Source organism: Carnobacterium sp. (genome assembly GCF_045617425.1).
Lineage (GTDB): Bacteria > Bacillota > Bacilli > Lactobacillales > Carnobacteriaceae > Carnobacterium_B.
Genome location: NZ_JAZLIO010000006.1, coordinates 1 through 22,984 on the forward strand (window position 1 = coordinate 1; position 22,984 = coordinate 22,984).

Consider the following 22,984-nt stretch of genomic DNA (forward strand, 5'->3'; position numbering starts at 1 on the left):
GCGCCGATGGTAGTGAAGGGATTCCCTTTGTGAGAGTAGGACGTTGCCACGCAGATTCAATTATTCCGCAATAGCTCAGTTGGTAGTAGCGCATGACTGTTAATCATGATGTCGTAGGTTCGAGTCCTACTTGCGGAGTTCTTTTTTTTTGCAAGTAAATACTATGACTTAGTAGTGCCGCTTTAGCTCAGTCGGTAGAGCGCTTCCATGGTAAGGAAGAGGTCGCCGGTTCAAATCCGGCAAGTGGCTTCATGTAACCAACAAAAATGGAAATCCTATAAATAGAGGGTTTCTTTTTTTTGTTCTTTAATTTTTAGTGTTAATAGATTATTCAAAATACTCACCAAATATTTCTAGAGGAATGGGGTTACTTGTAACCCTGTAGAGGATTCAATGAGAATTATAAACCATTATTGCTTCAGGAATGAATTACAGTTTATTTGAAGCTTGAAAGCTTGTAAAACTCCAGGCTTACAGGCTGTCCCATGTCTCCATAACCAAACCCGTCTATTCCCGAAGAATTTTTATTTTGAAACATTCACACCATTTGTCATACAATCAAAAAAAGTGATCTATAAATTCAGCTTTCTTGTTATAACCATGTTCTGATTTCGAAAAAAACTTCTCTAATGAGCTTATTTACAGATATGTAATCCTTTTTTCAATCGTTGTGAAATACATTATCTTCCTCCTAAAAGAATAGTGGTTCAGTACAGAAGTAAGTAGTATTAGTTCTAGTGTAATCTAATCATGAAGTAACTTCAATTTGAAACTGTGCTAAAGATAAGAACGAATTCAAATGAATTTCTCATACTTAATCTAGCACTCTCTTTGAGTCCAAAGGATAGGACTGTTATACTTAACTTAGTATAAAATGGAATTTAAAGAGAGGAAGATAAGAATGAAAGCTTTAATCCATGAAAAAAACAGTGGTATAAAAGGACTAAGAATAGGAGAAATTGAACCTAGAAAAGTAGATGAGAAAGAAGTTCGGATTAAAGTGAAAATAGTAGGATTGAATCACCGTGATTTGGCAACTATTAAAGGGCGTGATGGAACAAGTAGCCCTTTAGTAATTGGATCAGATTGTGCAGGTATTATAGACGAAATAGGCAAAGAAGTGACAATGTTTAAGGTAGGAGATGAAGTCATTGTGAACCCTAGTATAGGTTGGTTAAATAATACACCAGCGCCACCAGACAATTTTCAGATATTAGGAAATCCAATGCAGGGAACATTCTCAGAAGAATTTATCATTAATGAAAAGTTTGTTGCTTTAAAACCAAGTCATCTGACATGGGAAGAAGCGGGAGTCCTCTCATTGGGGGCATTAACAGCATATAGAGCCCTGTTTACAAAAGGGGAAGTAAGTGATCAGCAAACGATCTTAATCCCAGGAATAGGTGGAGGTGTGGCGACCAACTTGCTTCAATTCAGCAAAGCGGTGGGTATAAAAGTTTATGTCACGTCGCGTTCTGAAGAAAAATTAAATAAAGCAAAAAAAATCGGAGCAGCTAAAGGAATAAACAGTAAAAATGATTGGGAAAAAGAATTAAATGGTGAAAAAGTGGACGTAGTAATCGAATCAGTAGGAGCGGCAACCTTCAATCAATCATTGAAACAATTAAAAAAGGGTGGAAAATTGGTTTTATTCGGTTCTTCAACAGGTGACGTTGTTGATCTGAATTTGAGAGAGTTCTTTTACGGTCAATATACAATGTTGGGAACCACAATGGGTAGCAGAGAAGAATATCTCGAGATGCTTAAATTTATTGAAAAACACTCAATTAAACCAGTTGTTGATACTATTTATGATTTTGAGGATTATGCATTGGCCTTTAATAGATTAGAAACAGCAAAACAAATGGGTAAAATAGGTATACGTATTAGTAAATAAGACATATTTTATATTTTGTAAGGCTTTTCTTGGTATCTAAATTAATAAGTGTTAAACTTAATGAAGCAAATGTAAAAGGAAGTGTTAGGATGGAATTTGTAAAAAATGGAAACAGTTTTTTGAAAAATGATGAATCCGGAAAAATGATTGCGGAAGTAACGTATGTTCCTTCTGGTGAAGATAAAGTAATTTTAGACCATACTTTTGTTGATCCATCTTTAAGAGGACAAGGCATTGCTGCCCAATTGGTTGATAAAGTTGTTGAAGAGATGGAAAAAGAAGGGAAAAAAATTGTCCCACTTTGTCCATATGCAAAAGAATTATTTGATAGAAAACCTGAAAAATATAAACATATTGAAGCCGAATAGTTATTATGCTATTGAAAAAGCAGTCATTTATTGGTAAAGTGGTTAAGAAGTGTCATAATTCTTACCCACTTTTATTAGTTTAATCGGTTTAAAAATACGGAAGATTATAAAATGATTAAAAATACAGAAAAATGGAAGAATAGTCTTTACTTTTCTGTGAATTATTTATATAATATTTCTTGTGCTTGAATATTTTTAAACATCATGGCCCGTTGGTCAAGCGGTTAAGACACCGCCCTTTCACGGCGGTATCACGGGTTCGATTCCCGTACGGGTCATAGTCTTTTTTTATTAAATTTTGCCGGCTTAGCTCAGTTGGTAGAGCATCTGAATCGTAATCAGAGGGTCGAGGGTTCAACTCCTTTAGCCGGCATGCGTTTAGTTGTTCATTTAATAGGAAAGATAATTTTATTTGGAGGGGTAGCGAAGTGGCTAAACGCGGCGGACTGTAAATCCGCTCCTTCGGGTTCGGCAGTTCGAATCTGCCCCCCTCCACCATTTATGGGCTATAGCCAAGCGGTAAGGCAAGGGACTTTGACTCCCTCACGCGTTGGTTCGAATCCAGCTAGCCCAGTTGCATGAATATGCAAAAAAATACAAAGATGAAAATTGTGTGGTGATAATGGCAAGAAGGTCACACCTGTTCCCATGCCGAACACAGAAGTTAAGCTTCTTAGCGCCGATGGTAGTGAAGGGATTCCCTTTGTGAGAGTAGGACATTGCCACGCAAAGTCATTTTTAAGTTGAGTCATTAGCTCAGTTGGTAGAGCATCTGACTTTTAATCAGAGGGTCGCAGGTTCGAATCCTGCATGACTCATAATAAAAACTTGCAACGTTAATCGTTGCAAGTTTTTTTGTGTTAAAAATAGGAATAGGAAGTTAATTAATAACGATAGGGTCTATAAATGGGTGGATTAATGTTATTCATAGGAAATATTATGGTATAATACACAATGGGTGACAATCAGAAACATTATCGGAGGTGCGCATATGTCTATAGATTGGTCACAATTAGTCACGTGGCGAAATTTTCTTAACGTGGTAGATATATTAGTAGTTACATTCTTTATTTATCAGTTGATAATTATTTTACGTGGGAGTAGAGCTGTTCAACTACTAAAAGGAATTGCTGTTATCATGTTAATAAAAGTAGCAAGTTTTTTTCTGGAGTTGCAAACAGTTGATTGGATTGTTGATTTAGTTATTCAATGGAGTGTTCTTGCAATGATTATTATTTTTCAACCAGAAATGCGAAGAGGGTTAGAACATCTTGGCCGCGGATCTATTTTTAATCGAGCAAAACGAAAAGTAAATCCTGGAGAAAATTTGGTCCAACAATTAGCAAAAGCTGTTCAATATATGGCGAAAAGAAGAATTGGAGCTTTAATTTCTATCCAAATGGATACAGAGTTAGATGAATTTATTGGAACAGGAATTCCGCTAGATGCTGACATATCCAGTGAACTATTAATCAATATTTTCATTCCCAATACACCGTTGCATGATGGAGCAGTCATCATCAGGGATTATAAAATAGCCTCTGCTGCTAGTTATCTACCTTTATCAGAAAGCACGCTTATTTCTAAAGAATTAGGAACAAGGCATCGTGCAGCCATTGGTTTAAGTGAAGTAACAGATGCTATAACAATTATTGTCTCTGAAGAAACCGGTGGGGTCAGTGTTTCATATAAAGGCGAGTTATTACGTGAATTATCTAAAGAGGATTTTGAAAAATTCTTAGCTAAAAACTTAATTGTTGTTGAAAAAGAAGAGAAGAAAAATTCTTTTCAAGAAATGGTGGATAGTTTTAAAAAGGGGGCTTCTAAATAATGGAGAAACTTTACAACAATCCATGGTTTATGAAGATCATTGCACTCGCATTTGCTATACTACTGTTTACTTATGTAAACAGTAGTAATAATCGAGTTCAAACAACCAGCGGAATTGATGGATTAAGTGCATCTACAACAGAAACCATACTTGAAGTACCAATAGTAGTTGAAATCGATCAAGATAATTATTATGTAACGGGATTTCCAGAGACAGTTTCCGTAGAAATATCAGGTCCGTCAAGTATCGTGTTAAATACAAAAACGACTAAAAATTTTGATATTGTAGCAACTGATTTAGACAGTTTAGGGGTTGGTACTCATACTATTGAATTGGTTGCTGAAGGACTTTCACCTCAGTTAGATTATCAAATCTTACCTGAAGAAGTAACAATAACGATTGAAGAAAAAAAAGTTGAAACTTTTAGTGTCGATGTTGAATTTGACGAGTCATTCATTGGTGATGAGTTTGAGACCGGTACACCAACAGTCAATTATGAAACGGTTGAACTGACAGGGACAGCATCTATAATTGATCAAGTTGAAGATGTGAAAGTAGTTGTAGCTGAAGAAGAGGATGTTACAGAAGACATTGTTCAAACACTTCCAGTTATCGTTACTGATGCTGAAGGAAATGAATTAGATGTTAATCTGAATCCTAGTGAGATAACAGTGACGATACCTGTTGATCCAATTGCGAAGCAAGTGCCTGTAGTATTAAATCAAACTGGTACGCCAAATGTGGACTTGAGTTATGAGTTAGGCATTAGTAATCAAACGGCTACAATGGTTGCGATACAGGGCGAAAATGAACTGGTAAATAGTTTAAGCAGTTATCCAGTAGATATTGATATAACGGATATAACTGAAACAACAACTCAATCGATTGATCTGCCTTTACTTGAAGGAGTAACAGCTATAGAGCCTGAAAAAATTGAAGTAACGATAACTGTTACTCAAAATTCACAAGGAAATGGACAAAGTAACAATGAAACTAGCAACGAAAGTTCGAGCTCAAGTTCGAGCGAATCTAGTTCATCGAGTGAATCAACACCAAAAGAAAATGAATCATCAGAAAGTGACACTTCTTCTGAATCATCAAGCGAGTCATTAGATGAGTCATCAAGCGAATCCAGTGAAGAAGTAAGTGAATAGAAATAGCAAACCTAAATGGATAAGGTTTAAACTTTGAAAAGGGGCATGTTAGAATGGGAAAATATTTTGGAACAGATGGGGTAAGAGGGGTTGCTAATTCAGAACTAACTCCAGAATTAGCTTTTAAATTAGGAAGATACGGTGGGTATGTTTTAACTCAACACGCTGAAGGCGAAGAGCATCCACGTGTTCTAGTTGGAAGAGATACTCGTATTTCTGGTGAGATGCTAGAATCTGCATTAATTGCAGGTCTTTTATCCGTTGGAATCGAAGTAATGAAATTAGGAGTTATATCTACTCCTGGAGTAGCGTATTTAACTCGTATTCAAGGTGCTGCAGCTGGTGTTATGATTTCAGCTTCACACAATCCTGCACCTGACAATGGTATTAAATTCTTTGGATCAGATGGGTTTAAGTTATCTGATGATACTGAATTAGAAATCGAGGCATTATTAGACGAAGAGAATGATAATTTACCTCGTCCTAGTGCAAAAGGATTAGGTACGGTTGATGAGTATCCAGAAGGTGCTTTAAAATACACTCAATTTTTACAACAAACAATTCCAAATGATTTAGCTGGATTGCAAGTTTGTTTAGATGGTGCAAACGGAGCCACAAGTCCTCTTCTTAATCGACTATTTGCAGATTTAGAAACAGAATTCGATGTGATGGCATCAACACCAAATGGGTTGAATATTAATGACGGTGTTGGTTCAACTCATCCTGAAGGTTTGGCTAAATTTGTAGTTGAAAAAGGAGCCGATGCTGGATTAGCATTTGATGGTGATGGGGATAGGGTGATTGCTGTTGATGAATTAGGAAATATCATTGATGGAGATAAAATTATGTTTATCTGTGGCAAGTATTTACAAGAAAAAGGCCGATTGAAAAAAGATACCATTGTTTCTACTGTAATGAGCAACTTAGGGTTCCATAAAGCAATTGAGGCCAATAATATGATTGCTCTTCAAACAAAAGTTGGAGATCGTTATGTAGTAGAAGAAATGCGCAAAAATGGTTATAACTTTGGTGGAGAACAATCAGGACACATGGTATTCCTAGATTATAATACCACTGGTGATGGAATCTTATCAGGAATTCAATTGTTGAATGTTATGAAAGAAACAGGGAAAAAACTTTCAGAGTTAGCTGAAGAGGTTCAAACATATCCTCAAAAATTGGTTAATATTCGCGTTAGTGATAAAAATGGCGCAATGGATGTCCCAGCAATAAAAGCGATCATCGAAGAAGTCGAAAGTGAAATGAATGGAGATGGACGTATTTTAGTTCGTCCTAGTGGAACTGAACCATTGTTGCGTGTAATGGCAGAAGCTCCAACACAAGAAAAAGTAGACCTTTATGTTGACCGAATTGCTTCAGTTGTAAAACAAGAAATTGGTTTAGTTGAGTAAAAATGACATGATTAATCGGTATTTCTACAAATGAAAGCAACAAACTAAAGAGCTTTAGATTCTAATGTGTAAACATTAATCTAAAGCTCTTTTTTGATACTTTAAAGAAGTTAAACTAGAAATTATTTACGAATAAAAATCAAGAATATTATATTAAAGGGCATTGACCAAAAGTTAAATGGATACTATATTTATTTTTAATTAGTATTTAATAAAGTAGTTAGGGGTAGATAAAGTGATTTTGTTGGGTTCAATTGTTAAGGGTTTAGCGGTGGTTCTTGGAGGAAGTAGTGGATTAGTGTTAAAAAAGGAATATCAAAACATCTAGGTACAGCTATTATGAGCAGTTTAGCGCTTTGTGTATTGTATATTGGATTCAGAGGAGCATTAGCTGGAGAAAATATACTCATTGCAGTAGGTTCAATGGTGATTGGGGTTATTATCGGTGAAGGGATGAATTTAGAGGAAAAAGTAAATAATCTAGGAAACTTAATAGAAACTAAATTTCAAACAAAAGATGATACATTATCCATTTCTAAAGGATTCATAACAGCGAGTTTATTGATTTGTGTCGAGGCCTTGCAAAGTGGGTTAACTGGCATCATGAAACCTTATTAGCTAAATCGTTAATTGATGGTATAGCAGCTCTTGTGTTGGCTTGCAGTCTTGGTATAGGTGTTTTTGCTAGCAGGAGGTTTAGTGCTGATCTATGAGAGAAGTATTTCTTTGCTAGCAAGAGTTATAGCTCCCTTGTTAACAGAAAGTGTAATTAATGAAATGACATGTGTGGATTTTCTACTGATAATTGGTCTAGCGTTAAGTACGTTAAAGATTACAGACTTAAAAATTATGAACTATGCTCCTGCAGCATTTATTCCAATTATTTTTGGATTATTTTATTAAGCGAACTAACCAATTGTAAAAGAATTAATTGGGTTAGTGTTGCATCATTATCACTAATATAGTATATTTAAAAGCGTAATTTAATAGTAAGATAGAGGCGCAATTTTTAAGAGTACAGTTATTTTGAAGGCACAAGCGAATAACTGGAAAGGAAAAATTGCCGAAGTATAGAGTATTGCCAATTACTTTATGCTGGGGTTAAGTATAATATGCTTAACACTGTCGTGAATTTCAGTAAGAAATTTACGGAGGGCTATCAACAAAAGGGTTAAAGGGACATTACATATGGAACTATTTTAGCACCTTGAGTTGTATAGCGCTCAAGGTGTTTTTTTGTGCGCAAAAAAGAGAGGGAGTTTAAAATGAAAAAGAAAGTTATCATTGGGTTATTTATTAGTGCATTTATTATTTTTTCAATTAATGGAGAGTTTCGAGAATCTACAGGTTCTACAGTGAATTTTGGGTGGTTTTCTCTAGTACCACCAGTGGTATCCATTATTTTAGCATTCATTTCTAAAGATGTTATTATCTCATTGTTTTTGGGTATCTTTGCTGGAGGTTTTGTCTTACACTTGGCAGATGGATCTATTTTCTATGCTTTTATTCAATCTTTTTTGAGTATAATCGATTACACATTATACTCATTAGCTGATCCGTGGAACGCAGGCATTATTTTACAGGTATTAGCGATTGGTGGTTTAATCGCATTAATGACAAAAATGGGTGGAGCCAAAGCGGTTGCAAATGCATTATCTAAAAAAGCAAAGGGACCTATTAGTGCTCAAATTATTACTTGGGTTTTGGGTGTTTTGCTCTTTTTTGATGATTATGCAAATTCATTAATTGTAGGACCTGTTATGCGACCAGTTACGGATGAAAAGAAAATTTCGCGTGAAAAACTATCGTTTATAGTAGATGCAACTGCTGCTCCGATTGCTGGAATTGCACTGATTTCTACTTGGGTAGGGTATGAAGTAGGATTGATTAAAGATGGTTATGAAGCTATTGGTCAAGAGGTTAATGCTTATAGTATTTTTGTTGAAACGATTCCTTATCGCTTTTATAACATTTTAATGTTGTTGTTTGTATTGTGTACTGCTGTATTTTTAAAAGAATTTGGTCCTATGCTAACAGCTGAAAGAAGGGCTAGAAAATACAATCGAACAAATGCAGAAGAAATCAATCCTGCTGATTCAAAGGAATTGGATGAAATGGAACCGGCTGAAGGTGTCCATCTAAGTATATGGAATGCAATTATTCCTATTAGTACTTTAATTATTGTTGCAATAATTGGATTTTATGCCAATGGATATTACGCTATTTTAGCTGGAGAGAATACAACATTAATTAATTTGTTAAATGTAAATCCGTATTCATTCACAGCCATTCAAGAAGCTTTTGGAGCATCTGATGCAAGTATTGTATTGTTCCAAGCGGCATTGTTGGCAAGCTTGGTAGCTATGGCTATGGGGGTGTCTCAAAAAACATTTTCATGGGGTCAAGCAGTAGAAACATGGATCAATGGAATGAAATCACTTATTATTACGGGAGCTATTTTATTGTTAGCGTGGTCACTCAGTGCAGTTATAACCGATTTAGGAACAGCTCAATTTTTAGTCTCATTGTTATCCGACTCAATGCCGGCGTTCTTACTGCCATCCATTATCTTTATATTAGGTTCAATCATTTCTTTTGCCACAGGAACTTCTTATGGAACGATGGGAATTTTAATGCCATTGGCTATACCGCTAGCTGCAGCACTATCGCCAAATCCTGAATTTATTGTCATTTCTGCAGGGGCAGTTTTAAGTGGTGCAATTTTTGGTGACCATTGTTCACCTATTTCGGACACTACTATTCTCTCTTCAATGGGAGCAGGTGTGAACCATATGGATCATGTTCGCACACAAATACCTTATGCTCTTTTAGTGGGGATGATCACTGTTTTGTTTGGTTTTATTCCAGTTGGTTTAGGAATATCTATCTGGATCGTTCTTCCAGTTTCAATGGTTGTCATTATTTTAGCAGTTTATGTATTTGGTAAACGGGTTGAGGAAAAGTTGTAAAATGAAGAGATGAAAATCAGAGCGCACATTCTTTTAAATAAGTAGTTCATTAACTTAATAGACAAAACAAAAAGAGAATCCGAAATGGATTCTCTTTTGTTTTGTCTATTGCTTTAGTTGTTTCTTCTGCCACCAAATAGTAAAACTAATCTTAGGACTTGCAAGAAGGAAGCTATGGCAGCTGCAACATAAGTAAGTGCTGCAGCATCTAAAACTTTTTTTGCTTGTGGAACCTCAGTAGAAGTTAAGATATGCTGATCTCTTAGAATAGCAATTGCTCGGTTAGAAGCATTAAATTCAACGGGCAAAGTGACCAACTGAAAAAGAAGCGCTACAGAAAAGAAAATGATACCAAGATTTATCAGTGTTTGATTGTAACCAAAAATAACACCTAATAAAATCATTGGAAACGAAATTTTTTGTCCAAAGTTTGTTGCTGGAACTAAAGCACTTCTTATTTTTAAAGGAATATAGCTTTTTTGATCTTGAATAGCATGGCCGACTTCATGAGCTGCAACTCCAATAGCTGCCACAGATCTTGAATGACGCGTAGCATCTGAAAGACGCAAAATATCTGTGCTTGAATCGTAATGGTCGGTTAAATCTCCTTTGACAGCTTCGATTTTCACATGCTGTAGCCCAGCATTATCTAAAATAAGACGAGAAACCTCACTAGCAGTATATCCTTTTGAATTCGTTACGTTGCTATACTTTTCGTAAGTACTTCTGACGTAGGAACTAGCAATTCCTGATAATATGACTCCAATAATAATTAAGAAATACGTTTGATCAAAGAAAAACATCATTGTTTCCACCTTTCTACATTTCTTTTGATTAGTATAACATAAGCTGTTAATACAAGATGTTAAGATGTTTATAATAATCTAATGAACTGTAAAAATTCAGTTGATGTAAGAAAGAAAGAGTAAGCACATAAACTTTGCTAAAAAAAATAGTGAAAGTTATAATCAATTTTATAAAGGCAAACAAATTTTTCTTATTTCTAGTAATCGCTTCAAGTCGGAGAGGATGGATGAAAGATGGAGATTAAGCAGCAACTTAAAGAACCTTTTTTTGCTCAAAATGAAGAAACAGTTTTGAAAAAGTTAGAAACAACAGAAAAAGGTCTTACGTCGAGTGAAGCTGAAAAACGTTTAGCTGAATATGGACCAAATGAATTGGATCAAGGCAAATCTAAAAGTATCATTGTCAAATTTCTAGAACAATTTAAAGATTTTATGATAATAGTCTTATTGGCGGCGGCTCTTATTTCTGCTATTTTTGGTGATGTTACAGATGCAATCATTATTTTAGTCGTTGTCGTTTTAAATGCTATATTAGGGGTTTATCAAGAAGCAAAAGCAGAAGAAGCTATTGATGCTTTGAAAAAAATGTCGTCACCGGAAGCACGAGTTAAGCGAGATGGTAATGTTGTTTTACTGAAAAGCCATTTATTGGTTCCAGGAGATATTTTATTATTAGAAGCTGGTGATGTTGTAGCCGCAGATGTGAGGTTAGTTGAGGTTGCTTCAATCAAAATAGAAGAATCAGCATTAACCGGGGAATCAGAAGCAGTAGAAAAAAATACCAATATGATTAAAGATGAGAAAGCTGGAATTGGGGATCGAGACAATATGGCTTTCATGAATAGCAATGTTACTTATGGACGAGGGGAAGGAATCGTTGTTGGAACCGGCATGAATACAGAAGTTGGGAAAATTGCGGATATGTTAGCCAGTTCTGAAGAAACCATTACGCCGTTGCAAGAAAACTTAAATCGTTTAGGGAAATACTTAACCATTGCGATTTTAATTGTTGCTGTCGTTATGTTTGGAGTAGGCATGTACAATGGACGTGAATGGTTAGAGATGTTGTTAACGTCTATTTCGTTAGCTGTAGCTGCGATACCTGAAGGACTGCCGGCAATTGTAACCATTATTTTAGCTTTAGGAACTCAAAAAATGGCAAAACGCAAAGCGTTGATCCGAAATTTACCAGCAGTTGAGACATTAGGAAGTACAGATATTATTTGCACAGATAAAACGGGAACACTAACCATGAATAAAATGACGATTGAAAAAGTTTATGTCAATGGAGCAATTCAAACCGTTGGAGATGAGATTGATTTACGGACACCACTTGTTCGAGTGATGACATATAGTAACGATACACAAATCGCAAATGATGGAACCTTAGTTGGAGACCCTACTGAAACAGCAATGGTTCAATACGCTATCGATAAAGGGTTGAACGTTAAAGAAGAATTGACTAAAGAACCACGGGTTGCTGAAGTTCCTTTTGAGTCAGATCGCAAATTAATGTCGACCATTCATCAGTTGCCGGATGGAAAATTCTTTATTGGAACAAAAGGAGCACCAGATGAACTGCTGAAAAGATGTTCACAAATAGATAATAATGGAAATATTGAAGCACTAGACGAAAAAACTAAAAATGTGCTGTTAGATGTCAATCATGATTTAGCGACTCAAGCTTTGAGAGTGTTAGCAATGGCTTATAAAATTGTGGATCAAGTGCCAGAGGATCTAACCACACAGGAAGTTGAAAAAGACCTCATTTTTGCGGGGCTGACTGGAATGATCGATCCAGAAAGGGCAGAAGCTAAGGATGCTGTTAGAGTAGCAAGAGAAGCAGGAATCCGTCCTGTAATGATCACTGGAGATCATAGAGATACTGCAGAAGCGATTGCACGCCGTTTGGGTATTTTAAAAGAAGGTCAACAAGGGGGTATATTGACGGGCGCTGAGTTAGATCAAATAGACGATACTGATTTTGCAACTAGAGTAAAAGATTATTCTGTATATGCCAGAGTATCGCCTGAACATAAAGTACGAATTGTTAAAGCTTGGCAAAAAGCAGGGAAAATAGTGGCTATGACAGGTGATGGCGTTAATGATGCACCGGCGCTTAAAACAGCTGACATCGGAATTGGAATGGGAATTACAGGTACAGAAGTTTCAAAAGGCGCAAGTGACATGGTTTTAGCAGATGATAATTTTTCAACTATTGTCGTTTCGGTAGAAGAAGGACGTAAGGTGTTCTCAAATATTCAAAAAGCGATTCAATTTTTACTATCGGCTAACTTAGGAGAAGTCCTTACGTTATTTATTGCTACATTACTAGGATGGAGTATCTTAGCTCCTGTTCATATTTTATGGATTAATCTTGTGACCGATACATTTCCAGCCATTGCATTAGGTTTAGAGCCTGCGGAAGCGGATGCGATGAAAAAACCACCAAGAGGAAGAAAAGCAACGTTCTTTTCAAATGGTGTTTTACCTAGCTTGATTTACCAAGGGGTTTTTGAAGGTGGTATTACTTTATTTGTTTACTGGTGGGCAACGCATTATCCAGCCCATCCCAATGATCTTGATTTAATCCATGCAGATGCGTTAACCATGGCATTCGCTACTTTAGGGTTGCTTCAATTGTTCCATGCATTTAATGTTAAATCAATTGAAAAATCGTTATTTACGGTTGGTTTTTTCAAAAATAAAACCTTCAACTTGGCTATTTTAGTATCAGCAGCATTGTTAAGTGTAGTCATTTTGATCCCAGGATTAAATGATGCGTTCAGTGTATCATCATTGAATGTCAATCAATGGCTGTTAGTATTAGGAGCAGCTTTTTCAATTATTCCTTTAGTAGAAATAGTGAAATTCTTTATACGGAAGGTTGCTAATAATAAAAAGTAACGCATGATCATCAATTGGATATTTTGGAAAGCATCCCTGAAGGTTGAGGGATGCTTTTTCTATATATTCACTACTATTTAAAAAAATAAATTGTAGTGAATAAAAAGTCATGTTATTATTTTTTTAAATAGCAAGTACTCGCTTTATATGAAAATGGATTTTAAAAGCTAAATAGCTTAGTACAGAAAAGAGGGTAATGCGTATGAAAAAAGTAAGACACCTACCTTTACAGAATGAAAATCCAATAGTAATGGAAAGAATAAAATACAGTATTGCTTTTTTATTTGCTCTTACACTAATCGGACTAGCACTAAGTTTCAACACACTTGAAGAAATTTGGTATGGAAGTCTTAAAATTCTTATTTCTCCAGCTAATTTAGTAACGGACTATTTTAAACTTGCAAATGTTGGTGCTGCACTTATCAATGCAGCATTGATGATTATAAAAAGTTTGTTTATTATCCGTTCAACAAAAGTAACATTATCTGGTCCATTATTTGCGGCCATTTTTACGATAGCAGGATTTTCTCTATTTGGTAAAAATTTATTTAATTCTATTCCGATTATTTTAGGGGTATTATTGTATGCTAAGATGACTCGTACACCATTTAAAAATTATTTATTATCTGCTTTATACGGGACTGCTTTAGGGCCATTAGTGAGTGAGGTAGCATTCAATAGCGGATTTTCATTTTTTACAGGAATCTTTTTAGGGTGTACTGCAGGAGCCATAGTGGGTCTGATTTTACCGCCTTTATCACGACATTTTGCTAGTTTTCATAAAGGTTTTAGTCTTTATAATATCGGATTTACGGCTGGAATTATTGGAATGGCTTTTATTGCATTTTTTAGAGCCTACGGAATAGAAGTAGATACGGTTCACTTAGTATCAAGTGGTTATAACCAACCGTTATCCATTTACCTTTATAGTCTATTTATTTTATTATTCAGTGTCGGACTTTATTTTAATGGTGGTTCGTTTTCAGGATACAGTAGTTTTTTGAAAGAAGATGGCAAAAGCGGACCAGATTTTATAGAGCGCTACGGTTTAGGATTGACTTTAATAAATATGGCGTTGCTAGGTTTTCTGTCCACTACGTTGGTTTTAGTTGTCAGAGGAGAATTAAACGGACCAGTTATTGGAGGAATATTTACCGTAGTTGGTTTTGGAGCTTTTGGAAAACACGTGAAAAATGTTTTTCCTATTCTTTTAGGAGTATTGCTCGGAGGTTGGTTAACATCAACTGAATTAACAAGTACTAGTTTTTTACTTACAGCATTATTCGGAACAACTTTAGCACCAGTTAGTGGACACTACGGAGTGATTGCAGGAGTTTTAGCAGGTAGTTTGCACATGGTTATAGTAACAAATATAAGTTATTTACATGCAGGTATGAACCTTTATAATAATGGCTTCTCAGGAGGCTTTACAGCTGCTATAATCGTTCCTTTATTAGAAGTCGTGTTCTTCCATAAAAATAACCGGAGAAATAAAGAACTGATAAAACCTATAATTAATACTGAATCTGTTGAAGATAAGGAAAAGACTAAGCATTAATTTAGATCATATAATGTAAGTAAACAAATGAAACGCTTCAAACTGATGAACCTTTATTAGTTTGAAGCGTTTCATTTTGATAGTTTTTTTTAGTTTCCTTCAAGCTGAAATCATAAATTTTAAATGATTTTTTAGTGATATTTTTCTGGATATTATTTTTCACTTGATTTCCTTACAAAAGTAAAGTAATATTTATAGGTCACTGAAAATGTCAGGAAATTCCTGATTTTTAGGGTAGTTACTTTGGACGGGGCTACTTGAGACCTTTAATCTTATGATGGATCTGTTTTCTTAAGTTTATTAAGGAAGCAAAAAAGGGAGGATTTATTATGACAAATCTTTATATAGGTATTGTATTAGTATTATTTATTGCTGTACTTATTGGATTCTGGCAGTTACAAAAAAAACACATAAAATTTTCAACACGTGTTTTTATTGCTTTAGGATCAGGTGTTTTATTTGGAGCTATCTTACAATTAATCTTTGGCTCTGGTAGTGAAGTGACAACGCAATCGATTGAATGGATTAATATCGTTGGATCAGGTTACGTTAAATTCTTACAAATGTTGATCATGCCATTAATTTTTGTATCCATTGTAGGAGCATTTACAAAAATTGAGGGATCTAAAGATCTTGGCAAAATCAGTTTTAATGTATTAGCAACGTTGCTTGCTACAACTGCAATAGCTGCCTTAATTGGAATAGCTAGTGTAATGGTGTTTAACTTAGACGGAGCAGAATTCAGTCAAGGTACTGCTGAAACTGCACGTATTGCAGAGTTAAGTGAAAGAGAAGCACAAGTTGCGGATTTAAGTATTCCGGAACAAATTTTAGAATTTATCCCTGTTAATTTCTTTGCGGATCTATCTAATTCTCGTTCTACAAGTACAATTGCTGTTGTTATCTTTTCAGCTTTTGTCGGCATAGCGTACTTAGGTGTCCATAAAAAAGATCCAGAAGCTGGAGAGTTTTTTGCTAAATTAATTAGAAGTTTATACGCTATTGTCATGCGTATCGTTACGTTAGTATTGCGTTTAACACCTTATGGAATTTTTGCATTGATGACTAAAGCATTAGCGACAAGTGATTTTAATGCATTGCTTAACCTAGGCGTATTTGTAATAGCTTCGTATGCAGCACTTATCGTTATGTTTATTATTCATATGATTATTTTAATTGGTTTAAAAGTTAATCCAATTCAATACCTGAAAAAAACTTTTACAGTATTAAGCTTTGCATTTACTGCACGTTCTAGTGCTGGAGCGTTACCATTAAATATTGAAACACAAACCAAAGCTTTAGGAGTTGATGAAGCTTCTGCGAATTTCTCTGGAACGTTTGGCTTATCTATTGGACAAAATGGTTGTGCTGGTATTTATCCAGCAATGTTAGCAGCTATTGTAGCGCCAGCGGCCGGAATTGATATTTTTAGCCCAGCGTATATTCTTACGATTATGGCTGTTGTTACAATTAGTTCTTTTGGTGTTGCTGGTGTAGGTGGCGGAGCAACATTTGCTGCGTTAATTGTATTAGGATCATTAAATTTACCTGTAGCCATTGTCGGATTAGTTATTTCCGTAGAGCCTATTATCGACATGGGTCGTACGATGTTGAATGTAAATGACAGTATCATTGCTGGTATTGTTTCGTCTAAACGATTAAAAACTTTTGATGAATCGATTTTCAACGATGACTCTGCAGTTGTAAAGTCTGATATCTAAAATTTAGAACAAACCAAAAAGCACCCAAGAAGTCTCTTGGGTGCTTTTTGGTTTGTATAAAAAATCATTCATATCTTAAGGCCTCTATTGGATCTAGCTTTGCTGCTTTTCGAGCAGGATAGATACCAAAGAAAATCCCAACAGCTGTAGAGAAAAGGAGTACTAAAAGAACAGAACCTAAAGTGATGTTAGGTACAATATTTAATGCGTTGGAAATACCATTTGCAAGAAGTATACCCAATACAAGGCCAATGACTCCACCAATTAAAGTTAAGATGACGGCTTCCATTAAGAATTGGAAAAGAATCGTAGTAGTTGTAGCACCTAAAGCTTTTCTTGTGCCAATTTCACGTGTGCGTTCGGTCACGGATACCAGCATAATATTCATAACGCCGATTCCACCTACCAATAAAGCGATAGCTGCGACGGCGGCTATAAAGTTGACAAATAACCGTAATACAGAGTCTACTTGATCTAAAGCTTGTAAAAAATTGGTTGCTGTATAGTAATTATCACCTACAGAGTCATGTCTGGTTTCTAATAAACGAACCATACGATTAGAGACCGATTCTATCGCATCCTTATCCGTTACTTGAACCGTTAAACTATTGATAACCGCTACAGCAGGATTTAGTTTTTCCATGGTTGTAAGTGGGAGAGCTAATGATAACGGCATTTGACTTAAATCAAATGATCCTTGTAATTCTTGAAAAGTTCCTTCAACGATCCCAATAATTTTTAAGTTCAATACATTGCCAGTACTTCCAATCAATTGGATCGTTTCACCAATAACATCTTGGCGTCCATTGAATAAAGCAGTAGCGGTATCTTCGCTGATTACAACGACTTCTTTTGCATCATCATAATCATTTTGATTGAAATACCGACCAGCAATAATAGTACTTTCCATTGATTGGGTTGTATATTGTAGATCAGGCGTGCCACTAAATGCTAAAGCTGAACGAGTTTCAAAATTAGATCTTACAGTGGTATTCGCTGTATTGTCCGGAGAAATACGGGTGATTTCTGGAATAGAACTTTTTAGAGCTTCAATATCTGCATCTGTAATTGTTGCATCATAAGATGCTTCATCGCTGACAGACAATGAAATAGTGGATGCGCCAAAATCATTAAACGTTTTGGTGATTTCTGAAGTTGCACCATTGCCTACAGCTAATATAGCGATAACAGCAGCGATTCCTATAATAATGCCTAACATTGTTAAAATAGAGCGCAATTTATTTGAAAAGATACTATCAACGGCCATTTTAAAATTTTCACGAATATTCATGCCGAAATTCCTTTCTACATTAATTTCTGCTGCTGGAGCTGATCGTTTACTAATGCGCCGTCTCTAAATGTAACAATTCGTTTAGTGTACAACGCTACTTCAGGTTCATGAGTGACCATCACAATGGTGGTTCCTTCAGCGTTCAGCTCTTGGAAAATACGCATGATATCAACAGTCGTTTTGGAATCAAGATTTCCAGTGGGTTCATCCGCCATCAAAACAGAAGGAGCATTTACGATTGCTCGAGCAATCGCAACACGTTGTTTTTGACCTCCAGAAATTTCGTTTGGCTTATGCTTAATGCGGTTACTTAAACCAACTCGCTCTAAAGCAGCTAAAGCGCGTTCTTTTCTTTCTTTTGGCTTTACACCAGCATATACTAAAGGCAACGCAACATTTTCTAATATGGACATTCTAGGCATTAAATTAAACGATTGAAAGACAAAACCAATTTCTTTGTTCCGAACTTTTGCACTCTCATTGTCGTTTAAATCGCTGACATTTTGTCCGTTCAGTATATAAGTACCTGAATCAAAACGGTCTAATAATCCTAGTATGTTCATTAAAGTTGATTTTCCTGAGCCACTAGGACCCATTATTGCTGTAAATTCACCAGCCATTACTTCCAGGGAAATAGAGTCCAAAGCTACCAAAGTTTCCGAACCGGTTGTATAGGTCTTAGTGATATCTTTAACCTGAATCATAGTAGAACTCCTTTCTAGTCAATGGTCACTTTGGTACCATCTTGAATCGTATCATCTGGTGATAACACAATGACCTGATCTATAGACAATCCATCTTTTACTTCTACATGAGTAGTGGATTGAATACCTGTTTCTATTGTTGTAGCAATGGATTGTCCATTTTCTACAACATAAACGTAGGGTTTATTGTCTTCATCATACATTAAAGATTCTATAGGAATGACCAAAACATTCTCTGCGGTATTGGTTATGATATCAACGTCAATATCGAAACCTACAAATAAATTCTCTGGTGGTGTGTCAAAGGAAATAATGGATTTTAAAGTAGCAGCAGATGTACCCGTTTGACTGGTTACAGTAGTGGCAATAGGATCAATCTGAGAGACAGTTCCATTAAATACATCTTCTCCAGAAGTCAAAAGAGCAACTTGACCTTCTTTAATATGTGGAGCATCTGATTTGCTGAGTTCAACCACAACTTGTAAATCAGCCAAATTAGCTAACGAAATAGCTGGGTCACCACTTTGACTGCTAAGATCAACTTGGTTGTCTCGTGCATTAACGGATGTCACGGTTCCGCTGAATTCAGCTGTTTGATTTGTTCCATTGCTATACGAGATGAGTACATCACCCTCCTCAACAGCGTCTCCAACACTTACAAAGACCTCTTGGACCATACCTTGGCCAAAGATAGATTGAGTCTGAGCAGATTCAATTAATCCAGTGGTGTTTAATCGTTCTTCAATTGTTTCTTGTGTTACTTTTGCTGTTTGTACCCTTATCGTTTCCTCTGTTGTATTGGTTTCCGCAACACTGTAAATGATAAATGCTAAGACCGCGATTGACGCAACTATTCCAAGTCCTTTTTTCCAATTCATAGCCAGATGTCATCTCCTCAATAATGTAATTTGTATTGCTCATCACTTGTTCATTTATAAGGATTATTATAAGGATTATTATTTTTATAGTCTAGATTAATGGCTTATATAGAAAAAGAGGGTAAACCATTATTTTATAAAAATAATCTAACAACTGGTATAATATTAAAAAGACCTAATGAGGTGTTGGATGATGAAAAAAGAACTATTTGCAATTGGAGATGTTCATGGTCAAATTACACTGTTCAAACAAATGCTAACAAACTGGAATGAAGAAACACAGCAGTTGCTTTTGATTGGTGATTTAGGAGATCGTGGAGAAAATCCAAAAGATTGTTTCTTATTAGCGCAGTCACTTGTAGAAAAGAAAAATGCCATTTACTTAAAAGGAAATCATGAAGACATGTTATTAGCTTTTTTGAAACATCCTGAACAGAATTATGAGTTGTATTGTTTGAACGGTGGGATGAAAACTCTTGAAACGTTCTTGCATCCGGGGTTAGATGCGGAGTATTCGCCTACAGAAATCGTGATGTTTTTAACTAGTCGGTATCCTACCTTGCAACCATTCCTTGAATCATTGCCTCTTTATTATGAATGGGGACATTTTTTATTTGTTCATGCAGGTGTTGACTTATCAAAGCGTGATTGGCATCAAACATCTAGTGAAGATTATGTCTGGATTCGAGAGGCCTTTCATGAAATGAAAAATACTACTGGAAAAATCATTGTATTTGGCCATACGATTACGCCATTTTTATATGGAGACAATCAAACAACGGATTTATGGATAAAGGATAATAAGATAGGGATAGATGGAGGTGCAGTATACGGTGGTGCGCTTCATGGAGTACTATTTAATGAAAAAGAGTTAGTTAGAGATATTAAACTAGACAATAAGGGTTATGTTTGGGATGGATTGACGTAATTGTAGACTAAAAAATGGGGTTTAAAGGAGAGAGAAGATGATACTTTTTGAAAATGTTTCTAAAGAATATGAAAAAGGTAAACCAGTTGTATCAAATATCAATTTAGAAATAAAAGATGGGGAATTTTTTGTGTTTATTGGACCCAGCGGCAGTGGGAAAACAACAACATTAAAAATGATCAATCGATTGATTTCATTAACGTCAGGTTTTATTCGCATTGATGGTAAACCAATCAGTGATTATAATTTGCAAGAGTTGCGTTGGAATATTGGATACGTATTGCAACAAATAGCTCTATTTCCAAATATGACGGTTGAAGAAAATATTACGATTGTACCAGAAATGAAAAAATGGTCTAAAGATGATATGAAAAATAGAGTGACAGAGCTTCTTGAAAGTGTCGGTCTAGAACCAGAAGCATATCGAAATCGTAAAACCTCTGAACTTTCAGGAGGAGAACAACAAAGAATTGGTGTGATTAGAGCTTTAGCAGCTAATCCTGATATTATTTTAATGGATGAACCTTTTAGTGCTTTAGACCCTATTAGTAAACGTAATCTACAAAGAGATGTAGCTAAGTTGCAAAAAAAATTGAACAAGACAATTGTTTTTGTAACGCATGATATGCAAGAAGCATTAGCTTTAGGAGACCGCATTTGTTTAATGAATAATGGGAAAATAGAACAAATAGGAACGCCAGATGACATTCGAAAACACCCAAAAAATGATTTTGTTCGGAACTTCTTACAAATGGGTATTAGTGAGATGAAAGAAACGCCAACAATTCAACAACTGATAGAAACTGGACAACTAGGACTCAGTGAAGTTGAAGATAGCGAGTCTTATCTAACTCCTGAAGATACGATTGATGCATTGGTTGTCGTTTTAGCTAAAGAAGAATTTGTAGTCATTAAAGAAAGTAACGGCCAAAAAATAGGGAAAATTACAAAACAGCAATTGCTGAATTATTTGGCACATGAAATTCAACGTGAACAAGAAAGTGTGGTGGTATAGAGTGAATGAATTTATAGCTACATTTCAAGAACGAAAAAGTGATTTATTAACAGCGTTGATTGAACATATGCAACTGTCCTTTATTTCATTATTTATAGCGGTGATTATAGCGATTCCACTAGCTATTTACTTAACTAAGCATAAAAAATCAGCAACGGTTATGATACAAATTACGTCTATTTTTCAAACCATTCCATCTCTTGCCCTTTTAGGATTAATGATTCCCTTAGTAGGAATAGGATCCGTACCTGCTATAATAGCATTGGTTCTCTACGCGTTATTACCTATTCTAAGAAATGCCTACACTGGAATAATGGAAGTAGATCCGTCGTTAAATGAAGCAGCAGATGCTATGGGAATGAATCGATGGAGGAAGCTTACTAAAGTGCAGATTCCGCTTGCTATGCCGATCATTATGGCAGGAATCCGTAATGCAATGGTGTTGATTATTGGGACTGGAACAATTGCGGCTTTAATTGGAGCCGGTGGATTAGGTAGCCTTATTTTATTAGGGATCGATCGCGGAAATAATTATTTGATTTTATTAGGAGCAATTCCAGCGGCATTGTTAGCAATTTTCTTTGATTATTTATTAAGCATATTTGAAAAAATTTCGTTTAAGAAAACGGTGATTACATTAGGAATACTCAGTGTTATTATTTTGGGATTACTGATTGCACCATTTTTAATGAAAGACAAAGAAGAACTGGTTATTGCCGGGAAATTAGGCGCAGAACCTGAAATTATTATGAATATGTATAAATACTTGATTGAAGACGAAACAGATGTAGCTGTCACGTTAGAGCCAAATATGGGAAAAACCACTTTTGTGTTCAATGCATTAGAATCAGGAGATATTGATATTTACACAGAATATACAGGAACAATTCTGGCAACATTTTTAAACGAAGAATTGACTTCAACAAATGAGCAAGATGTTTACCAACAAGCTAGAGATGGTTTAGCAGATCAGTATAATATGTCTTTATTGGAACCTATGGCATTTAATAATACGTATACGCTTGCGGTTACTTCAGAACTAGCAGAAGAATATCAGCTTGAAACCATTTCAGATTTGATTCCGATAGCAGATGAAATTAAAGCAGGCTTCACTTTAGAATTTTCTGATCGGCAAGATGGATACCTTGGGATACAAGATTTATATGGACTAACTTTTGGTGATGTCCAAACAATGGAACCAAAACTTCGCTATTCAGCTATTGAGACAGGTGACATTAATTTAGTAGATGCGTATTCAACAGACAGCGAACTTGCTCAATATGATCTAGTTGTTTTGGAAGACGATCGTGGATTATTTCCACCGTACCAAGGAGCTCCGTTACTATTGAACGAAACGCTAGAGGAATTTCCGGAAATTGAAGATAGTTTAGATCAGTTAGCTGGAAAAATTACGGATGCTGAAATGAGAGAAATGAACTATGCTGTAAATGTGACTGGAGTTAGTGCAAGTGAGGTTGCACTAAAATTTTTAACTGAAAAAGGCCTACTAAATGACTAAAAAGGATTTATATAGATAAGAAGAAA

General features: G+C 35.5%; 19 protein-coding genes, 7 tRNA genes, 1 rRNA gene and 1 riboswitch. Of the genes, 23 read left to right on the forward strand and 4 right to left on the reverse strand.

The features are described 5' to 3' along the window. Positions 1–64: 64 nt before the first annotated feature. The 17 genes from ACKI3H_RS02185 to ACKI3H_RS02265 all read left to right on the forward strand — a co-directional run bounded on the left by ACKI3H_RS02185 (position 65) and on the right by ACKI3H_RS02265 (position 9,631). Positions 65–138: transfer RNA gene (locus ACKI3H_RS02185), tRNA-Asn, on the forward strand. A gap of 38 nt (positions 139–176) precedes the next feature. After that, positions 177–249, forward strand: a tRNA-Thr gene (locus tag ACKI3H_RS02190). 652 nt (positions 250–901) lie between these two features. After that, a complete protein-coding gene (locus tag ACKI3H_RS02195; protein ID WP_407370662.1) occupies positions 902–1,897 on the forward strand; it encodes an NAD(P)-dependent alcohol dehydrogenase in 996 nt (331 codons plus the stop codon). 89 nt (positions 1,898–1,986) lie between these two features. Continuing rightward, on the forward strand, positions 1,987–2,265 hold the full coding sequence (locus tag ACKI3H_RS02200; protein WP_407370663.1) for a GNAT family N-acetyltransferase: 279 nt from the start codon (positions 1,987–1,989) through the stop codon (positions 2,263–2,265). Positions 2,266–2,471: 206 nt separating this feature from the next. Continuing rightward, positions 2,472–2,543: transfer RNA gene (locus tag ACKI3H_RS02205), tRNA-Glu, on the forward strand. A 22-nt stretch (positions 2,544–2,565) separates the two neighbouring features. Next, positions 2,566–2,638, forward strand: a tRNA-Thr gene (locus tag ACKI3H_RS02210). Between the two features lie 41 nt (positions 2,639–2,679). Next, positions 2,680–2,763: transfer RNA gene (locus ACKI3H_RS02215), tRNA-Tyr, on the forward strand. Positions 2,764–2,767: 4 nt separating this feature from the next. Next, positions 2,768–2,839, forward strand: a tRNA-Gln gene (locus tag ACKI3H_RS02220). Between the two features lie 38 nt (positions 2,840–2,877). After that, positions 2,878–2,993, forward strand: a 5S ribosomal RNA gene (gene rrf / locus ACKI3H_RS02225). Between the two features lie 17 nt (positions 2,994–3,010). After that, positions 3,011–3,083: transfer RNA gene (locus ACKI3H_RS02230), tRNA-Lys, on the forward strand. Positions 3,084–3,256: 173 nt separating this feature from the next. Next, complete coding sequence (gene cdaA, locus ACKI3H_RS02235; protein ID WP_407370664.1) at positions 3,257–4,096, forward strand: diadenylate cyclase CdaA; 840 nt, start codon at positions 3,257–3,259, stop codon at positions 4,094–4,096. Beyond that, complete coding sequence (locus ACKI3H_RS02240; RefSeq protein ID WP_407370665.1) at positions 4,096–5,250, forward strand: YbbR-like domain-containing protein; 1,155 nt, start codon at positions 4,096–4,098, stop codon at positions 5,248–5,250. Before cdaA ends, ACKI3H_RS02240 begins: the two co-directional genes overlap by 1 nt. Before the next feature lie 53 nt (positions 5,251–5,303). Beyond that, a complete protein-coding gene (gene glmM, locus ACKI3H_RS02245) occupies positions 5,304–6,662 on the forward strand; it encodes a phosphoglucosamine mutase (RefSeq protein ID WP_407370666.1) in 1,359 nt (452 codons plus the stop codon). Positions 6,663–7,001: 339 nt separating this feature from the next. Beyond that, positions 7,002–7,280, forward strand: a complete 279-nt coding sequence (locus ACKI3H_RS02250) for a DUF554 family protein (RefSeq protein WP_407370667.1) — start codon at positions 7,002–7,004, stop codon at positions 7,278–7,280. After that, positions 7,229–7,375: a DUF554 family protein gene (locus ACKI3H_RS02255; protein ID WP_407370668.1), complete on the forward strand. Its 147-nt coding sequence runs from the start codon at positions 7,229–7,231 to the stop codon at positions 7,373–7,375. The genes ACKI3H_RS02250 and ACKI3H_RS02255 overlap by 52 nt, the downstream gene beginning before the upstream one ends. Next, positions 7,362–7,565 carry a DUF554 family protein gene (locus ACKI3H_RS02260; protein ID WP_407370669.1) on the forward strand — a complete coding sequence of 68 codons (204 nt, stop codon included), beginning with the start codon at positions 7,362–7,364 and terminating at the stop codon, positions 7,563–7,565. Before ACKI3H_RS02255 ends, ACKI3H_RS02260 begins: the two co-directional genes overlap by 14 nt. A gap of 84 nt (positions 7,566–7,649) precedes the next feature. Then, a riboswitch (Lysine riboswitch) is annotated at positions 7,650–7,829 on the forward strand. A gap of 98 nt (positions 7,830–7,927) precedes the next feature. Continuing rightward, entirely contained in the window at positions 7,928–9,631 is a 1,704-nt protein-coding gene (locus ACKI3H_RS02265) for a Na+/H+ antiporter NhaC family protein (RefSeq protein WP_407370670.1), read from the forward strand. Positions 9,632–9,744: 113 nt separating this feature from the next. On the opposite strand, the gene ACKI3H_RS02270 is transcribed toward ACKI3H_RS02265, so the two are convergent. Continuing rightward, entirely contained in the window at positions 9,745–10,437 is a 693-nt protein-coding gene (locus tag ACKI3H_RS02270) for a zinc metallopeptidase (protein WP_407370671.1), read from the reverse strand. Between the two features lie 234 nt (positions 10,438–10,671). Between ACKI3H_RS02270 and ACKI3H_RS02275 the strand changes: the two genes are divergently transcribed. The 3 genes from ACKI3H_RS02275 (at position 10,672) to ACKI3H_RS02285 (ending at position 16,623) form a co-directional block, all read left to right on the forward strand. Continuing rightward, positions 10,672–13,344 carry a cation-translocating P-type ATPase gene (locus ACKI3H_RS02275; RefSeq protein WP_407370672.1) on the forward strand — a complete coding sequence of 891 codons (2,673 nt, stop codon included), beginning with the start codon at positions 10,672–10,674 and terminating at the stop codon, positions 13,342–13,344. A 202-nt stretch (positions 13,345–13,546) separates the two neighbouring features. Beyond that, complete coding sequence (locus tag ACKI3H_RS02280) at positions 13,547–14,902, forward strand: DUF1576 domain-containing protein (RefSeq protein ID WP_407370673.1); 1,356 nt, start codon at positions 13,547–13,549, stop codon at positions 14,900–14,902. Positions 14,903–15,231: 329 nt separating this feature from the next. Then, complete coding sequence (locus ACKI3H_RS02285; protein WP_407370674.1) at positions 15,232–16,623, forward strand: L-cystine transporter; 1,392 nt, start codon at positions 15,232–15,234, stop codon at positions 16,621–16,623. A 64-nt stretch (positions 16,624–16,687) separates the two neighbouring features. Here the strand turns inward: ACKI3H_RS02285 and ACKI3H_RS02290 are convergent, their stop codons facing one another. The 3 genes from ACKI3H_RS02290 to ACKI3H_RS02300 are packed head-to-tail and all read right to left on the reverse strand — an operon-like array spanning position 16,688 to position 19,496. Then, complete coding sequence (locus ACKI3H_RS02290; protein ID WP_407370675.1) at positions 16,688–17,914, reverse strand: ABC transporter permease; 1,227 nt, start codon at positions 17,912–17,914, stop codon at positions 16,688–16,690. A 14-nt stretch (positions 17,915–17,928) separates the two neighbouring features. Next, positions 17,929–18,618: an ABC transporter ATP-binding protein gene (locus ACKI3H_RS02295; protein ID WP_407370676.1), complete on the reverse strand. Its 690-nt coding sequence runs from the start codon at positions 18,616–18,618 to the stop codon at positions 17,929–17,931. 14 nt (positions 18,619–18,632) lie between these two features. Beyond that, positions 18,633–19,496, reverse strand: coding sequence for an efflux RND transporter periplasmic adaptor subunit (locus ACKI3H_RS02300; protein WP_407370677.1), 864 nt, complete (start codon positions 19,494–19,496; stop codon positions 18,633–18,635). A 193-nt stretch (positions 19,497–19,689) separates the two neighbouring features. On the opposite strand from ACKI3H_RS02300, the gene ACKI3H_RS02305 reads away from it, so the two are divergent. From ACKI3H_RS02305 to ACKI3H_RS02315, 3 genes are read left to right on the forward strand one after another with little or no spacing between them, the layout of a single operon-like run. Beyond that, complete coding sequence (locus ACKI3H_RS02305; protein WP_407370678.1) at positions 19,690–20,424, forward strand: metallophosphoesterase; 735 nt, start codon at positions 19,690–19,692, stop codon at positions 20,422–20,424. 37 nt (positions 20,425–20,461) lie between these two features. Next, positions 20,462–21,439 (forward strand): ABC transporter ATP-binding protein, encoded by a 978-nt coding sequence (locus ACKI3H_RS02310; RefSeq protein WP_407370679.1) that lies wholly within the window; start codon positions 20,462–20,464, stop codon positions 21,437–21,439. Position 21,440: 1 nt separating this feature from the next. Continuing rightward, entirely contained in the window at positions 21,441–22,958 is a 1,518-nt protein-coding gene (locus tag ACKI3H_RS02315; RefSeq protein WP_407370680.1) for an ABC transporter permease/substrate-binding protein, read from the forward strand. Positions 22,959–22,984 lie beyond the last annotated feature (26 nt).

Bases quoted from the DNA above. Each gene is read 5' to 3' on its own strand.
- ACKI3H_RS02195 (WP_407370662.1), top strand. From the start codon at position 902: ATGAAAGCTTTAATCCATGAAAAAAACAGTGGTATAAAAGGACTAAGA.
- ACKI3H_RS02200 (WP_407370663.1), top strand. From the start codon at position 1,987: ATGGAATTTGTAAAAAATGGAAACAGTTTTTTGAAAAATGATGAATCC.
- cdaA (WP_407370664.1), top strand. From the start codon at position 3,257: ATGTCTATAGATTGGTCACAATTAGTCACGTGGCGAAATTTTCTTAAC.
- ACKI3H_RS02240 (WP_407370665.1), top strand. From the start codon at position 4,096: ATGGAGAAACTTTACAACAATCCATGGTTTATGAAGATCATTGCACTC.
- glmM (WP_407370666.1), top strand. From the start codon at position 5,304: ATGGGAAAATATTTTGGAACAGATGGGGTAAGAGGGGTTGCTAATTCA.
- ACKI3H_RS02250 (WP_407370667.1), top strand. From the start codon at position 7,002: ATGAGCAGTTTAGCGCTTTGTGTATTGTATATTGGATTCAGAGGAGCA.
- ACKI3H_RS02265 (WP_407370670.1), top strand. From the start codon at position 7,928: ATGAAAAAGAAAGTTATCATTGGGTTATTTATTAGTGCATTTATTATT.
- ACKI3H_RS02270 (WP_407370671.1), bottom strand. From the start codon at position 10,437: ATGATGTTTTTCTTTGATCAAACGTATTTCTTAATTATTATTGGAGTC.
- ACKI3H_RS02275 (WP_407370672.1), top strand. From the start codon at position 10,672: ATGGAGATTAAGCAGCAACTTAAAGAACCTTTTTTTGCTCAAAATGAA.
- ACKI3H_RS02280 (WP_407370673.1), top strand. From the start codon at position 13,547: ATGAAAAAAGTAAGACACCTACCTTTACAGAATGAAAATCCAATAGTA.
- ACKI3H_RS02285 (WP_407370674.1), top strand. From the start codon at position 15,232: ATGACAAATCTTTATATAGGTATTGTATTAGTATTATTTATTGCTGTA.
- ACKI3H_RS02290 (WP_407370675.1), bottom strand. From the start codon at position 17,914: ATGAATATTCGTGAAAATTTTAAAATGGCCGTTGATAGTATCTTTTCA.
- ACKI3H_RS02295 (WP_407370676.1), bottom strand. From the start codon at position 18,618: ATGATTCAGGTTAAAGATATCACTAAGACCTATACAACCGGTTCGGAA.
- ACKI3H_RS02300 (WP_407370677.1), bottom strand. From the start codon at position 19,496: ATGAATTGGAAAAAAGGACTTGGAATAGTTGCGTCAATCGCGGTCTTA.
- ACKI3H_RS02305 (WP_407370678.1), top strand. From the start codon at position 19,690: ATGAAAAAAGAACTATTTGCAATTGGAGATGTTCATGGTCAAATTACA.
- ACKI3H_RS02310 (WP_407370679.1), top strand. From the start codon at position 20,462: ATGATACTTTTTGAAAATGTTTCTAAAGAATATGAAAAAGGTAAACCA.